Here is a 15,876-nt window from a genome sequence, read left to right on the forward strand (position 1 = left end):
TTATTTTCTAATTTCTGACCATATTTCATGAACTTCAATTTGAAGCTCCGAAGCGATCAGCTCTGCTGTGAGTCTTTGGGGCTTTAAAATTTTTCCGTTTCGCAGCTTCGAGATCGTTTGAATGGAAATGCCGGTGGAAGCAGACAGATGGCCGGCCGTTACGTCTCTTTTGGCCATCCATATGCGCAGCTTGACGGAAGCTTCGATTTTATCGTCTATCGGACGTATATCCCAGATGACGAACGCAAATTCCGACACTTCGCCATACCCGTCGAGGATCGGGGCAAATGATACCGACATCTCAAGCTCAATACCGCTCTGCTTACTTGTTTTAAGTTTTATGCCCATCTCTTTCTTATGCTGATAAGCCTCCTGTATAACTTCTCGCATAGATCCATGATCTGTATCGGCAATAAATTGCATCAGTGTTTCATCATTAAGCTTACGGTCAGTTTCAAACAACATGGGGCCTAGGCCATCTCTTATTAAACGAACATGCTGATGGCTGTCTACGATCCCGCTGATCAACACCTTATTTTTTTCCGCTTGCTGCTCAATCCATTTATAAGGACTCAAGTTCTGGAACGTAATAACGGCGCGAAGGATATCATCTTCGCTGTTTTTTGGCAAGGGCTGTTGATCAATTCGTACCGAAATTTGATGTTTTAGCTTCGTATAGATGCTTACTTCGCTCTTTAATACTTGTCTTGAATTATCGACCTTATATTTTTTAAGAAGGTAGCTGCTTTTTTTGGATTGAAGCTCCGCGAGCGTAAAACCGGTTAATCGAAGGAAGGCTTGATTGGCATCTTCAATGCGCGCTTCGCGGTCATTTTGGCTCAATAGGATCATCGGCTGATCCATCATTTGAAAAATTTGGCTATAAATCGACAAACACAAACACTCCTCTGTTTTCCTTTCGTATTCCGAGCAAACAATTTAAAGTATAAAATAGCGGAATGTGACATACAAGTCCATGATTTTGACAGTTTAGTAGCAGTGATTCAAATAAGATATTTATGTTTAATTAATTAAACTCGGTAGCTTAATGCATACCTATAGCGTGCAATTGGTGTCTTAATTGTTCTTAATCGCTCTTAATAAACGTACAGCAGGCTTTATTCTAATTCGATTTCCCGATAATATGGATAGCAGACAACTTTTATCAAAATAGGTATGAGCTATCAGGCATAAACACAGGGGAGACTAATTATGAATCATTGCAGCGTAGAAAACTGTATGAAGCCGATTAAAGCAAAGGATTTGTGCGCAATGCATCATCAACGATTGTTACGTCATGGAGATCCTCATACCGTAAGGCCGCGTCGAGAGAAGCAAGTACCAAATTGCAAATGGATAAATTGCGCTAAGATTTCGATTACGAAAGGTTTTTGTGCCAAACATTACTACATTCAGCGCGTTTTAGGCTCAAATCATATTAATGTCACGAAATCTGACACGAGATAAATGAAGCTGTCGAAATCTATGAAAACAACTGTGTTTTTTTCATAAAACCATGTATAATGTGGTTACAGTAAATCAGTCACAGTTGATTATGGCTCTTCATAGATCATCCATCAGGGAGGTGAAACCACCAATGGTTCAAACGGCACCTAACGGATTATCGCACAAGGACTTATATTTATTCAATGAAGGCAGTTCCTATCACAGCTACCGTTTTATGGGTGCGCACCTCGTTCGTGTGGACGGAAATGACGGCGTCCGATTTACAGTATGGGCTCCTAATGCAGTAAAAATTCGCGTTATTGGCGGTTTCAACAATTGGGATGGGAAGCTTCATCCTATGGAACGAATTGGTACAACCGGCATCTTCACCTTATTCGTTGCGAAGATCGGTGAAGGAGAATTTTACAAATACGAGATCGCAACCTCCGAGGGGACTATCATTCGAAAGGCTGATCCGTATGCTTTCTCTGCCGAGCGTCGGCCCGGAACGGCTTCTATCGTAACGCAAATAAACGGTTATGAATGGGATGATAAAGAATGGCAGCTTCAGAGACGCGAGCTTCCAGCTTACACCAATCCGCTCCTTATTTATGAGGTTCACGCCGGCTCCTGGAAGATTAAAGGCAAAGAAGATTTTTTCACGTTTGATGAATTGGCAGATGATTTGATTCCGTATACCGCTGAAATGGGATATACCCATATCGAGCTGATGCCCATCTCCGAGCATCCTTTGGATCAATCCTGGGGCTACCAAATAACAGGCTTCTACGGCGTAACGAGCCGTTATGGAACACCGAAGCAATTGATGCGGTTTGTTGACAAATGCCATCAGAGCGGAATAGGCGTTATTTTGGACTGGGTGCCTGGACATTTCTGCAAGGATGATCATGGCTTGCGTCTCTTTGACGGAACGCCGATCTTCGAGGGCGCTGATGCAAAGCGGGCTGAGAAGCCGCTCTGGGGAACCCTTTCCTTCGATTTCGGCAAGAATGAAGTCGCAAGCTTTCTTATTTCCAATGCCATGTATTGGATGGATCTTTATCACATCGATGGTTTGAGAGTTGATGCCGTCGCAAGCATGATCAATTTACATATGGACAAACCGCCAGAAATGCATACTTACAACTATCTCGGCGGCCCTGACAACCTAGATGCTCTTCGTTTCATCAAGAAGCTCAATGAAACCGTATTTCATTATTACCCCGATACTCTAATGCTAGCTGAAGATTCTTCCGCATGGCCGGCAGTTACAGCACCAACCTACAAAGGCGGCCTCGGATTTAATTTTAAATGGAATATGGGCTGGATGAACGATATGCTCCGCTATATGGCGCTAGATCCGCCCGATCGCTCGCACCACCACCATCTCATCACGTTTTCGCTCCTTTACGCATTTTCTGAAAATTATGTCCTGCCTCTTTCGCACGACGAAGTTGTACACGGCAAACGCTCGCTCTTAAATAAAATGCCTGGAAGCTATGAAGAGAAATTTGCTCAATTACGATTGTTCTATGGATTTTGGATGACGCATCCCGGCAAGAAATTGTTATTTATGGGCAGTGAATGGGGGCAATTCGACGAGTGGAAAGATGGCGACATGCTCGATTGGATGCTTCTTGATTACGATATGCATAACAGCATGCATCATTATGTGAAGTCGCTTAATCATATGTATGTGAAACAACCCTCGCTCTGGGAGCGAGACAGCGATCCCGCTTGCTTCGAATGGATTGATGTTCATAATGCAGCACAATCTGTCATATCCTTTATCCGCCGCGGTAATACCGACTTTTCTATCATTATTGCCAATTTCTCAAGAAACGACTATCAACCGTTTCGTATCGGTGTTCCAGAGCCAGGTTCTTATCGCTCTTTCATAAATAGCAATGACAAGCAATTTGGCGGAACGGAAACACAAACACAGCTTTGCTATAGCAGCGAAAACGTCGCTTGGCATGGGCACAATCAGAGCATTGCGCTTCATTTACCCCCCCTTACATTCCAGTTCATCACCTTAGATCTGGGGGACACACATTAGAGAGGGAGTTGGTGTCTATGGGCCGAAAAGAAATGATCGCTATGCTGCTTGCAGGAGGCGAAGGTAAAAGGTTAGGCGTACTCACGAAGGATTTAGCAAAGCCAGCTGTCTATTTTGGAGGGAAATACAGAATTATTGATTTTACATTAAGTAATTGCGCGCACTCGGGAATTGATACGGTGGGCGTGTTAACGCAATATCAGCCGCTTGAGCTGAATCGTTATCTTGGAATCGGCAGTCCTTGGGGACTTGACCGCCGTGATGGCGGCATGACGATTTTGCCTCCGTTCATGAAACAAAAGGGCGGCGTTTGGTACAAGGGTACGGCGAATGCCATTTATCAGAATATGTCCTTCATTGAACCATATAATCCTGAATACGTCCTTATCATTTCGGGTGATCACATCTATAAAATGGATTACGAGCTCATGCTTCAGCATCACAAGCGCACTGGCGCAGATGTGACGATCGCTGGCATTGAGGTGGATTGGAAGGAAGCAAGCCGCTTTGGCGTCATGCATATCGACGATGAGGATCGCATAACCGCCTTTGAGGAAAAACCGAAAAATCCGACCAGCAACATCGCATCGATGGGTGTTTATATTTTCACATGGTCCGAGCTTCAAAAATATTTGATCTACGATGAGGCAAGCCGCACCTCCAGCCATGACTTTGGCAAGGATCTTATTCCTGCCATGATGAGGGATGGCAAACGACTCCATTCTTATCCATTTAAGGGCTATTGGAAGGATGTCGGCACAATCGAGAGCTTATGGGAAGCGAACATGGACCTTATTGCCGAAGAGCCGCCGCTTGAGCTCGCAGATGCCGACTGGCGCATCTACTCGGTTAGCCCTAATCAACCAGCTCAGCATATCGGGTCCTCCGCAGAGGTATCCGCTTCTTTAATAACGGAAGGCTGCATGATTGAAGGCATTGTTGACCGATCAGTATTGTTCTATGGCGTCAAATCGGCAAAAGATACCGTTATAACCGAGTCTGTAGTTATGCCTAACGTACGTATAGGTGAAGGCGCGCGCATATATAGAGCTATTATTGGTGAAGGAGCAGTCATTCAAGCGGGTGTTACGATAGGCAGCCCGGATGATGATGCTATTACCGTAATTGCTGTTGATCAATACGTGACGAACGATCATTTGCTGCAGGAGGTGGAGCACTCATGAAGCATAAAGTCATGGGCGTCATCAATCTAATTCATGAGACCGACGAGCTTGAACGACTTACGCAGGGACGCTGCCTCGCAACGGTACCCTTTGGCGCGCGTTACCGCTTAATCGATTTTGTATTGTCAAGCATGGTTAATTCAGGCATCTCGAAGGTAGCTGTATTCGCACATACCAAATACCGCTCGCTTATGGATCATCTTGGTTCGGGCAAGCACTGGGATTTGCAGCACCGTCAAAGCGGATTATTTGTGCTACCGCCGGCAACGGACGATATCCAAGAGATCAGCAGGGGCGATTTGTATCATTTCTATCAGCAGCGCGATTATTTTAATCGCTCATCGCTCGATTACGTTGTCATTACTCGCAGCCACATGGTGTGCAATATAGATTTTGAGAAGGTCATTCAATTTCATTTGGAGAAAGAAGCCGATATCACGGTTGTGTGCAAGCAGCAGGAGGATTTGCTGACGGGCAAGGCCCGAAAAGTGCTCATGAATGAGGAAGGCCGAATCACCTCCATTCAAGATCACTATGGCCGCATGTCCAGCGACATCAGCTCCATGGAGATGTACGTCATGCGTAAGGATCTGCTTATGGAGCTCGTAGAAACTTCGCTAGCGCAAGGTCAGGATCATCTGGTTCGGCACGCGATTTTATCAAGGCTCGACAAGCTGAACGTTTATGGCTATATGTATGAAGGCTATTTGGGAGTAGTAAATACGGTAAGCAGCTATTACCGCAACAATATGAATTTGCTCGATCCGGAAGTTTGGAAGGAGCTCTTCTACCAGCCGGGTCCAATCTTTACGAAGGTAAAGGATGAACCGCCGGCTCGTTATCTAGGCAGCTCCAAGGTTACGAATTCTTTAATCGCGAACGGCTGCCGCATAGAAGGAACGGTCACCAACAGCATTTTGTTCCGTGGGGTACACGTTCAAAAAGGCGCCGTCGTGAGCAACAGTATTGTAATGCAAAATGGTGTTATCGGTGAAAATAGCTTCCTGCAGCACAGCATCTTGGATAAAGATGTTCGTATCGAAGCGGAACGTGACATTAGAGGCGCAGCCAGTTCGCCATTTTTAGCAGGCAAACGAAAAATTATTTAATTCAATAGGATTGTTTAAGCCATCATTATGCTTATGCCGCGAAACAAAAGCTTTAATGCAATTGGAAGCCGCCAAAAGTTTCCAATCGGGTTGAAGCAGACGCTCATGCGGTGTCAATAAGAAAGGAGAATCCTATGAACATTCTGTTCGCAACCTCTGAAGCGGTGCCGCTTGCGAAGACTGGCGGTCTCGCAGATGTTGCTGGGGCGCTCCCTAAGGCGCTGAATAAGCGAGGCGTTGATACCAGAGTCGTATTGCCTAAGTATGAAGAAATTCCTGCAGCGATTAGCTCGCAGTTCGAGCTAATCGCTCAATTCACTGTATCGTTTGGCTGGCGCAATCAATATTGCGGGCTGCTGAAAGGCGAGTTTGACGGCACGATTTATTATTTAATTGATAACGAGTTTTATTTTAAGCGAAAAGGGCTATACGGATACGGGGATGATGCGGAAAGGTTTGTATTTTTTTGCTTCGCAGTGATGGAAGCCGTCCGCTACATAGAATTTCACCCTGATATCGTCCATTGCCATGATTGGCAAACCGGTCTAATCCCGTTTCTGCTGAAGACTCGCTATTATCACGATCCGGCTTGGGCCTATACCAAATCGGTATTCACCATTCATAACTTGAAATATCAAGGCTTGTTCGGCATCGATCTGCTGAAGGATTTGCTTGGAGCGGGCGATGATATGTTTCTTGAGGGCAGCTTGGAGTTTCATGGTGCCGGCTGCTGCATGAAGGGCGGTCTCGTGTATGCAGACAAGCTCACAACGGTCAGCGGCACCTACGCGGAAGAAATTCAGACCGAATACTTCGGCGAAAGGCTGGATTCGCTGCTTAGATACCGTTCGGGAGATTTGATCGGAATCGTGAACGGCATCGATGACGAGCTGTTTGATCCGATGAATGACAGCGCGCTGGAAGTACCCTATCGAAATTCGATTAGCCGCAAGCGCAAAAATAAAGTAGAGCTTCAGCGCGAGCTGGGACTCCCGCAATCCGAAGAGGTGCCTCTCATCGGAATCGTCTCGCGGCTAGTCGAGCAGAAGGGCTTTGATCTAATCGCCGCTACTTTCGAGGAGCTGCTGCAAGAGGACGTTCAATTTGTCATTTTAGGTGCAGGAGAAAGGCGTTATGAGCACATTCTAAATCATGCTGCTTATCACCATCCTGGTAAGGTTGCCGTATGGATAGGCTATGATGACAGGCTTGCCCGCCGCATTTATGCGGGCTCGGACATGTTTGCAATGCCTTCACAGTTCGAGCCTTGCGGTCTAAGTCAATTGATTGCGCTGCGCTACCGTACCGTCCCGATTGTTCGCGAGACAGGTGGACTAAAGGACACGGTTCAAGCCTACAACGAATATACTGGCGAAGGTAACGGCTTCAGCTTTACTAATTACAATGCGCACGATTATATGTATACCGTACGCAGAGCGTTAGCTCTATATCGAAATGAGGAAGCTTGGAAGCAAATTGTGTTTAATGGCAACAAGGAAGATTACAGCTGGAACCGTTCCGCCAAAGCATATATATCCGTTTATACTCAACTTGCAACGCATCGAGAGGAGAAGGAATCATGGCCCGTCATCTTGTAATCGGCAACGGAAAGATGCTTCTTAATTTGGATCAGCATTGTTACATTCGTGATATTTATTATCCGTTCGTTGGACAGTTAAATCATGTGGGCGGACAGTATTGTCGTTTAGGTGTTTGGGTAGAAGGAGCTTTTAGCTGGCTGGATGAGCCGGAATGGAAATTCGATCTGGATTATATCGAGGATTCCTTAGTCACAAATATTACGGCGAAGCATGAGGGACTTGGGATCGAGCTTCACATGAATGACGGCATTCATCAACGCGAGTGCATTTACATCAAGCGGGTTGTCATTCGAAACAAGACAAACGATCCGAAAGAGGTTCGCTTGTTCTTTCATCAGGATTTAATGATCGATGGCACGGAGGTTGGCGATACCGCCGTTTATTACCCAGAGAATCATACGCTTTATCATTACAAACGGAACAATTACTTTATGTTCAACGGCTTCTCCGATGAAGGCGGCATGACACAGTACTCGACAGGCATTAAACGATTTCAATCCGCAGAGGGAACTTGGCGCGATGCTGAAGATGGCGTCCTTATGGGCAACTCGATTGCCCAAGGCTCCGTAGACAGTACGATCAGCTTCCGAACAGTCGTTCAGCCGAATAACGACAAGACCATTTATTATTGGATGTCGATCGGCCAAAATCTCGAGGAAGTAAAAGAACTGAACCAATACGTGCAGGAGAACCATCCGGAGAAGCTTCTCAGCCGAATGGTCATTTACTGGAAGCATTGGCTTCGCCGCGCAGAATCCGATCTTGGTGATTTGCCTTATGATGTCGTGAAGATGTTCAAGCTAAGCTTGCTGCTCGTTCGAACACAGGTTGATGAGCGCGGGGCCATCTTGGCTGCGAATGATACGGATATTTTACAGTACAACCGTGACCATTACAGCTATATGTGGCCTCGTGACGGCGCATTAATTGCAGACGCCATGTCGATGGCCGGGTATCAAAGTGTTATTGCTCCATTTTTTAATTTCTGCGCGCAAGCCTTGTCGCCAGAAGGATACTTGTACCACAAATACAATCCAGATGGCACTGTAGGCTCCAGCTGGCATCCGTATATCGTGCAGGGAAGCAGACGATTGCCGATCCAGGAGGATGAGACAGCCCTTGTCCTGTTCGCCTTGTGGAAGGATTACTCGCGAAATCAGGTCATTGAGCTTCCTCAGTCATTGTACAGCAATTTAATACGAAAGGCTGCTACATTCTTGAGCTCCTATATTGAGCCATCGTTATCGCTGCCTAAGCCCAGCTACGACTTGTGGGAGGAGCGCTACGGCATCTGGACTTACACGGCAGCATCTGTCTACGGCGGTTTGATGGCGGCTTCCTACTTCACCGATCTGTTCGGTGATTACGAGCGCAGCGATCATTACAAAAGCACGGCAGAAGTGATTAAACATGGCATTATTACTCATCTATGGGATGAAGAAGCAGGCCGGTTCGCACGTGGCCTTATTCAGAAGGACAATCGCTGGGTGAAGGATATGACGCTTGAGAGCAGCTTGTTTGGCGTTCTTGAGTTTGGCGTGCTGCCTGTTGACGATTACCGCGTCGTGCAGACGATGCTGGCTATTAAAGAAGGCTTGCAGGTAAAGACTCATATTGGAGGCGTCGCTCGCTATACGAACGATTATTACTTCCAGCAATCTGGCGAAATCGATAAGGTTCCAGGCAACCCATGGATTATTTGTACCCTTTGGGTAGCCAACTTTGAGATTGATTCAGCCAAAACGCTTGAAGAGCTGGAAGGCCCGCGGCGGACGCTGCAATGGGTATCGGATCATGCGCTTCAAAGCGGATTGCTGCCGGAGCAGCTGAACCCGTATGACGGTTCGCCTTTATCTGTAGCACCGCTTACGTGGTCGCATGCAACAGTCGTTCACAGCGTGTGCAAGTATGCGGAGAAGTACAAGCGGCTTCGACAGGAAGCAGAGGCAAACGGTTTACTATAAAGATTTCTGCGAGAAATGAAAAGTAATAGAAAAAACCTGTATGCTCTTGATGAGCTTACAGGTTTTTTTGTCGGCAATAGCGTAGTAAGCACTTCATCCGACTGATTGAATAAATGCTGGAAGAGAGGTATTGTAAGAATGGCAGGGTGTACGAATACGAGCCAGTCGTGTTGACAGGCAAATGTATGTGGAGGTACAAGAATGAATACGAAATATGTAATCGGTGTTGATATCGGAACGACGAGTACGAAGTCGGTGCTCTTTACTTCTAAAGGTGAAATCGTAGCCAGTCATGGCATTGAATACCCGCTTCACTCGCCATCTCCGGCTATTGCAGAGCAGGACCCGGATGAAATTTTTTACGCCGTGCTTGAAACGATAGGACAAGCCATTGCCAAAAGCAACGTACAGGCAAACGATATTTTGTGCGTTTCGTTCAGCTCAGCCATGCATAGCGTCATAGCTGTGGATATGGATGGCAAGCCGCTTACGAAATGCATTACATGGGCTGACAATCGGAGCATAGAATGGACCAATAAAATTAAAAACGAATGGAATGGCCACGACATTTATTTGCGTACGGGCACGCCAATCCATCCGATGTCTCCTTTGTCAAAGCTCACTTGGCTGCGTTATGATCATAAGGAGCTTTTTGACCGTGCATATAAATTTATTTCGATTAAAGAATATGTGTTTTTCAAGCTGTTCGGCCGTTATGTCATCGATTATTCGATTGCCTCTGCTACTGGAATGTTTAACTTGGAAAATTTGCAATGGGACGAGGAAGCGCTAAATGTAGCCGGAGTTACGGCGGAACGGTTGTCGTAGCTTGTTCCTACAACGTATAAGCTGGAAGGATTGGAGGAGCACTATGCGAAGCGAATGAATTTGCTTCCTTCCACACCGTTCGTAATTGGCGCTAGCGATGGCGTGCTTTCCAATCTTGGCGTCAATGCGATCCAGCCAGGCGTAGTTGCGGTTACCATCGGCACTAGCGGCGCTATTCGCGCGGTAACGGACAAGCCGGTCACAGACCCGAAGGGCAGAATTTTTTGCTACGCGCTGACGGAGAATCACTGGGTTATCGGCGGTCCGGTAAATAACGGAGGCATGATCTTCAGATGGGTGCGTGATCAGATCGGTACGGAGGAGATTGCTTCGGCTAGGGAGCTTGGCATCGATCCGTATGAGCTGCTCACGGAGCTTGCAGCGAAAGCGAAGCCGGGCTCAGACGGACTCATTTTCCATCCGTATTTAGCCGGAGAGCGAGCTCCTCTATGGGATGCGAATGCGCGCGGCTCTTATTTTGGACTTGGACTGCATCACAAGAAGGAGCATCTTATTCGCGCGGCGCTAGAAGGCGTCATTTATAATTTGTACAGCGTGCTTATGGCGCTGGAGGAATTAACGGGCAAGCCAACGAAAATTCAAGCGACAGGCGGCTTTGCAAGATCTGAGCTGTGGCGTCAGATGATGGCTGATATTTTTGATCAGGAGCTGCATGTGCCGGAAAGCATTGAAAGCTCTTGCCTCGGCGCAGTCATTCTTGGGTTGTACAGCATGGGCGAGGTGGATTCGCTGGACGTCGTTGCCGACATGGTCGGTGGATCGCATTTTCATTTGCCGAATAAGCAAAACGCCAAAATCTACGCCGAGCTCATGCGAATTTATATCCGTGTATCTCGTCTGTTAACGGAGGAATACGCGAATATTGCTGTTTTTCAGCAAAAATGGGTATAGCATATATGAAAAAACAGCCGAGCATGCAGGCTGTTTTTTTTCATGTATGCGAGGTGAACATTAGGAGCCATACTTCTTCAAAATAGTTGATAAGGTGAGCAAGGGCCAAATATAGTTGTTGCTTGGATAAAATACGTACATGCTGCCTGGCTGAGCGGCACCTGTCGGATAGAAATAGGTCCAATCCCGCCTCTCAAGCGATTGCAGCAGCGCATCAACACCACGCTCAATCGCTGATGTCGGTTTATCGTTAACAGCCGTCAGCGCATCAAGCGCCCATGCGGTTTGTGAGGGTGTGCTGGCATGAAGAGGCACGTAGTGCTTCTCTTTATCGCTAAGGCAGGATTCACCCCAACCGCCATCGTCATTTTGGATTTCAAGCAGCCACTTGATTCCTTTCTTAATGGCAGGATGGTCGTTAGGCATGCCAACGGCAGCCATGCCTTGAATGGCAGCACCGGTGCCATGAATGTAGGCAATTCCCCAGCGGCCGTACCAGCTTCCGTCCCTCGATTGCTGCGAGAGCACCCATTGTACGCTGTCATCGAGCCACTGATTGCCGATAGTCATATCGAGCTCATTTCCGAGAAAGCCCAGAACACGGCTGGCCAAATCTACCGTTGAAGGATCGGTTGAAATATCGGCAGAGCCTTCAAAAGTGAAGAAGCTAGCTGGCAGCTGCGTGCCTTCCCTCTCAAAAGCTGGCCAGCCGCCATCCTCGTTCCGCATCGCGAGTACCCAGTTTAAGCCTCTTTGCCAATTGCCGTATAAACCATTTGCTTCTGTTGTATAGGGACGTATGGCACGTAGCGCGGCTACACTGTCATCGACGTCGGGATACAGCGTATTCACGTTAGAGAAGCCCCAGCCTCCAGCAGGCGTATTCGGCAGCCGACGAGCCCAATCACCCACACGGATTTGCTGCCTTTCTAACAAATAGTATCCTGCTCGTTCCATAGCGTTATGGTTTGGCGGCATTCCTGCTTCCCGTAGAGCGCTGCTGATCATAGCTGTATCCCATACTTCCGAGGATGCTACTTGAAGATGCGGCCGATCGACGCATAGCAATGAAATCGTTCCTGACAGCAGTTGATTTACTGCAGGCGATTGAGGCGAATAATCGAGTGCCAGCAGCGAAAAAATCATCAAAATCGTCGCTGTCGAGAAGGTGAGCAGCGTGCCATTAGGTTCTATTCGCTCGAACATAAACGCCTCAGCCCGCTCTAAAGCGGTTGGCGAGCTTGGCGGCAGCAGACTGCTTAAGGGCAAGCTTGCAATAAAGCCATTTAACGCCGATATCCAAGTTGTATCATTCGTGAAGGTACGCGATGGGCCGGCAAATAAATCGGATAAAAGAGGCATCGTTGCTGTGCGGCGAGCAAATTGCTTATTCGCCATAATTAATGTTGGTACGAGATGAACGCGTGCGTGGCCGGAGAGCGAGAATAGATCTAATCCGATCCCAAGATCAGAGAAAAAGGCTTCCAGCGGAATACGCAATAATCGTGGCCATTCCGCTTGACCAGTAGCGGCTAAGATGACTTGAGTGAGCAGGTTTTTGGCTTCACCTAAACCGCCTTGCTGCAAAATAAACTGCTTGGCGCTTACCATTCGCGGATCGGCTGCATGGAAGAATCCCGCGCTAAGCAAAGCATAGTAGGCTTCAGCTGTAGCCTCTAAATTGCCCTCGGATTCGTCCGGATAAACCTTCCAAGCGCCATTTGGCTGCTGCATGGATGCTATTCGAGCTGCAAGCCTTCGAATCAGGTGCTCATCCGGCCTCTCAAGCAGACGCAGCAAAATAATAAGATAGCTGTCCGTTGCGGTACCCGTATCGAAGCACATTCGCCAAGCGCCGTCTCGCGACTGCAGTCTTAGCAGATCAGCGGTCATTTCATCTATTCGTGCACGAATTCGATTCATATCCATTTGGCGTATTCATCCTTTGCAACCTTAGTTGCTATATGTATATGCTCTGGCAATCGTTAACAGTCGAGATGCAGAAGAGAATTAGACCGCATGGATACAAGCGTCCAAGCGGTCTTATAGATGTGCAAACAAGGGTTGTTCAATTCAACAGCCAATAGGAGGAAAAGCTTTCCGGCGAGCATACTGGCGAAAATGCTTAATCCGCGATTCGTTATCTAAGCACATCCCATTGCCGATTAGTATACTGGAAGAAGCACCGGTTGCAATCACTCGTATGAAGCCGACCGTAATATTGGGACAGCAATTGTTTCGGCTGAATTGAATGACCTGTCCGTTATCAAAATCAGGATCGTTAAGAACAGGCCGAGGTTGGTAGAACATATCATAAGATTCAAAGAAAACGTCGCCAGCTGTCGTATGGTCCTCTTGCCGCTGAACAGCAAGAGCCTTTAGACGGGCATTTGTTTCTGCTCGATCTCCGAACTGTGCAACACCTGCAATGGAGACGTCGATTAAACAAATCACACCTACTTTTGACGTTCGTATCGGGTATGTGTTTGTCATCTTATGCCTACGTTTCGTCAACAGAATCTGGCAGCGGTAAAGGAGCCATCGGCCCAACGATGACCGACTCAGGCGGCGTGTCGAACACGGAATATAAGGAAACGGTATCGGTATCGCCCACCTGCATCATGGATGCGCTGGATACGCCGAGAATTTCGATTTGACCAACATTCAAAACATGGTTTATTACATTGAATTGAAACATTTAGGCCATTCCTCCTGATGATGGCGTGCCGCTCTGCAGCTGCCGCATATAAGCAAGCATCGCTGTTTCGGCATCCCTTCTTGTTTTTGCAAGTACGGTAGCTGCAACCGATGGATCATCGGTTGGTGAAAGCTGATTCGCAGTGCCTTTTTCAGCTTCATGCATATAATAATTAATTCGAGAAGGCACCTGCTTGCGGACATCCTCTATAATGATGCGTCTATGATAGGGGTCGAGTGGAATACATAGCTCATTCTCGTAAGCAAGCAGCCTTTGCGGAGCCTCGGCATCCAAATAACGATTCATATCGGCAAAAAGATCACTATACATACCGCTTGGAGGGGTGATAACGGGATCGGCAGAAGGAAAAGTTTGCGGCTTTGATACCGATATTTGTTCAATGCTGCCTGGAAAAGCATCATCACCCGTACCTGGTGCAGTCATGCCGATATTGAGCGTGCCGTCCAGCTTCTCTACCTTCAATTGATCAAAATGGTATTCAATACTCTCTATATTGTAAGTAGGGCGTGCTTCAAGCTGCTTTACCTGCTCACACAAAGCGGCAACCTTCGCTTCAAGCGCTTCGAGCTGCTCTTGCTGCTCTTTGAGCTTATGTTGCACTTCAAGTGACCACATTTGCCAAGGGGATAGCGGATTAGGCTGCTGCATGAGACTGCTCCTCCTTCTTGTAATGAGTTCATTCATGACTTCCTGCTAGGCAGGATTCGGAAGCGGCACGAAGGAAATCGGATTATCGCCTCCCAGCTCTGGAGCGGGCTCCGTGAACCCGCCGGTATTATACATTTGTGACAAGGAGCGTATCGATCCGGCGCTACCGACCTGCAGGACGGAGCTGTTCGACACGCTGTCGACGCGCAGCAGGTGAATGGTGATTTGCTGATGGATTGTTAAGCTCATATCGCACTCACTTGATTATTCGAAGCATCCTGCACGTCCGGATCAAGAGTATTCGTAGCGCTGACGGCATTATTAGAGTTTGTTAAGCTGCCAGTTAGGAACGAGCCTGACCCTGCATATGTCTTGGAACTGCTGTTCGGCGACACTTCCAAAGTATCACCGAATTGAACGATGGAACCGGAACCGACGCTAATAATTTTGACAAAACCGACGACAGCTGGCATAAGCAGCCTCCTTCTTCGTAAGCATTTATAAATCAACTAGCTGAGCGTACAATATCTTATGCGGCATTCGCCTAGATGTTCCCAAAGCGAAAGTATCCCGAGCGAAGCTAGGCGCATATGATGGTAGAAGTGCTGGAAGGCGGGTGTTTGCTTGTGGCATCCAAATGGGATGATATGGAGAAATGGATGGAGAGGCAGCAGCTTCCTAAAGGGTTCGAGCTGCTTCGCGAGCCGGAATGGGTAGAGCAATATGTTCGCAAAATGATGACGAAAGCGCTGCCGGAAGCAGCAGGTGTATTAATTGGAGGAGGATCGGCAACCTTCTCTGAAACAAAGCAATTTGTTCAGGTGAAAATAAATTTGCCAGATGGTTTTGACAAAGAACTGCTGAGATTGTTCGTGCGCGAGGACCGGCTGCGTTTAGATGGCTTGCCAGACGGCAAAAGCGAGACGATTAAGCTGCCGAAGCTGGTGAAGCCGCGCATATGCAAAACGCTTGTGAAGGATTCCGTGCTTCACGTCAAGCTGCAGAAGCGGCCAACCAATCGTACCTATCATGAGGCAATCGTGCGTTTTTAATAGATGGCGTTGAGGCAGGAAGGGCACACTTCGAAGTAAGGTGTGCTCTTTTTGTCACGAAATCGACAGGGTTTGCGGCTGGCTAATGGCTCGTCTATCCCTTATAATGTCTAGTGAACATGTACATATTAGCAAAAAGGGAGTGTGTTCGGTGTCACTAGTCGATGTAAGCAGCGTGTCTGCTTCGTTATTCATACTCGGTATCGTTTTCATAATGCTCGTATTCGGATTGCTCAGCTTCGGAATTTTACGCATGTTTCAGCAGCGTTTTCGTACAGGCTGGTTCAGCTTCGGCGGGGCGGTCGTCAGCTTCATCGTATTTATGTATATACTAAACAAGTGGTATCTATAGCA

General features: G+C 47.3%; 14 protein-coding genes and 1 pseudogene. 8 read left to right on the plus strand and 7 right to left on the minus strand.

The window, feature by feature from the left end; genetic code table 11:
• Entirely contained in the window at positions 1 to 894 is an 894-nt protein-coding gene (locus AC1TPC_RS11605) for a helix-turn-helix domain-containing protein (RefSeq protein ID WP_482067015.1), read from the minus strand.
• A 703-nt stretch (positions 895 to 1,597) separates the two neighbouring features.
• Between AC1TPC_RS11605 and glgB the strand changes: the two genes are divergently transcribed.
• The 6 genes and pseudogenes from glgB (at position 1,598) to gntK (ending at position 11,103) form a co-directional block, all read left to right on the plus strand.
• Entirely contained in the window at positions 1,598 to 3,505 is a 1,908-nt protein-coding gene (gene glgB, locus AC1TPC_RS11610) for a 1,4-alpha-glucan branching protein GlgB (protein ID WP_482067016.1), read from the plus strand.
• A gap of 17 nt (positions 3,506 to 3,522) precedes the next feature.
• The gene (locus AC1TPC_RS11615; RefSeq protein WP_482067017.1) at positions 3,523 to 4,689 is read left to right on the plus strand and encodes a glucose-1-phosphate adenylyltransferase; all 1,167 of its coding nucleotides are present in this window, start codon (positions 3,523 to 3,525) and stop codon (positions 4,687 to 4,689) included.
• A complete protein-coding gene (glgD, locus tag AC1TPC_RS11620) occupies positions 4,686 to 5,798 on the plus strand; it encodes a glucose-1-phosphate adenylyltransferase subunit GlgD (protein ID WP_482067018.1) in 1,113 nt (370 codons plus the stop codon). The genes AC1TPC_RS11615 and glgD overlap by 4 nt, the downstream gene beginning before the upstream one ends.
• A 134-nt stretch (positions 5,799 to 5,932) precedes the next feature.
• Positions 5,933 to 7,396 (plus strand): glycogen synthase GlgA, encoded by a 1,464-nt coding sequence (glgA, locus tag AC1TPC_RS11625; protein ID WP_482067019.1) that lies wholly within the window; start codon positions 5,933 to 5,935, stop codon positions 7,394 to 7,396.
• Positions 7,378 to 9,363: a glycoside hydrolase family 15 protein gene (locus tag AC1TPC_RS11630; protein ID WP_482067020.1), complete on the plus strand. Its 1,986-nt coding sequence runs from the start codon at positions 7,378 to 7,380 to the stop codon at positions 9,361 to 9,363. Before glgA ends, AC1TPC_RS11630 begins: the two co-directional genes overlap by 19 nt.
• Positions 9,364 to 9,564: 201 nt before the next feature.
• A pseudogene (gntK, locus tag AC1TPC_RS11635) lies at positions 9,565 to 11,103 on the plus strand (gluconokinase).
• 60 nt (positions 11,104 to 11,163) lie between these two features.
• Here the strand turns inward: gntK and AC1TPC_RS11640 are convergent.
• The 6 genes from AC1TPC_RS11640 to AC1TPC_RS11665 all read right to left on the minus strand — a co-directional run bounded on the left by AC1TPC_RS11640 (position 11,164) and on the right by AC1TPC_RS11665 (position 14,943).
• Positions 11,164 to 13,032, minus strand: coding sequence for a squalene cyclase (locus AC1TPC_RS11640; protein WP_482067021.1), 1,869 nt, complete (start codon positions 13,030 to 13,032; stop codon positions 11,164 to 11,166).
• A 144-nt stretch (positions 13,033 to 13,176) separates the two neighbouring features.
• Positions 13,177 to 13,596 (minus strand): spore germination protein GerPE, encoded by a 420-nt coding sequence (locus AC1TPC_RS11645; protein WP_482067022.1) that lies wholly within the window; start codon positions 13,594 to 13,596, stop codon positions 13,177 to 13,179.
• Positions 13,597 to 13,603: 7 nt separating this feature from the next.
• Positions 13,604 to 13,801 (minus strand): spore gernimation protein GerPD, encoded by a 198-nt coding sequence (locus tag AC1TPC_RS11650; protein WP_482067023.1) that lies wholly within the window; start codon positions 13,799 to 13,801, stop codon positions 13,604 to 13,606.
• A complete protein-coding gene (gene gerPC / locus AC1TPC_RS11655) occupies positions 13,802 to 14,470 on the minus strand; it encodes a spore germination protein GerPC (RefSeq protein WP_482067024.1) in 669 nt (222 codons plus the stop codon).
• A 45-nt stretch (positions 14,471 to 14,515) separates the two neighbouring features.
• Complete coding sequence (locus AC1TPC_RS11660) at positions 14,516 to 14,719, minus strand: spore germination protein GerPB (protein WP_482067025.1); 204 nt, start codon at positions 14,717 to 14,719, stop codon at positions 14,516 to 14,518.
• Positions 14,716 to 14,943, minus strand: coding sequence for a spore germination protein (locus AC1TPC_RS11665; RefSeq protein ID WP_482067026.1), 228 nt, complete (start codon positions 14,941 to 14,943; stop codon positions 14,716 to 14,718). The genes AC1TPC_RS11660 and AC1TPC_RS11665 overlap by 4 nt, the downstream gene beginning before the upstream one ends.
• Positions 14,944 to 15,096: 153 nt before the next feature.
• Here AC1TPC_RS11665 and AC1TPC_RS11670 point away from each other — a divergent pair, with 153 nt between their 5' ends.
• Entirely contained in the window at positions 15,097 to 15,522 is a 426-nt protein-coding gene (locus tag AC1TPC_RS11670) for an Hsp20/alpha crystallin family protein (RefSeq protein WP_482067027.1), read from the plus strand.
• Positions 15,523 to 15,673: 151 nt separating this feature from the next.
• Entirely contained in the window at positions 15,674 to 15,874 is a 201-nt protein-coding gene (locus AC1TPC_RS11675; RefSeq protein ID WP_482067028.1) for a hypothetical protein, read from the plus strand.
• The last annotated feature ends 2 nt before the right edge of the window (positions 15,875 to 15,876 follow it).

Source organism: Paenibacillus sp. Y280 (assembly GCF_056786335.1).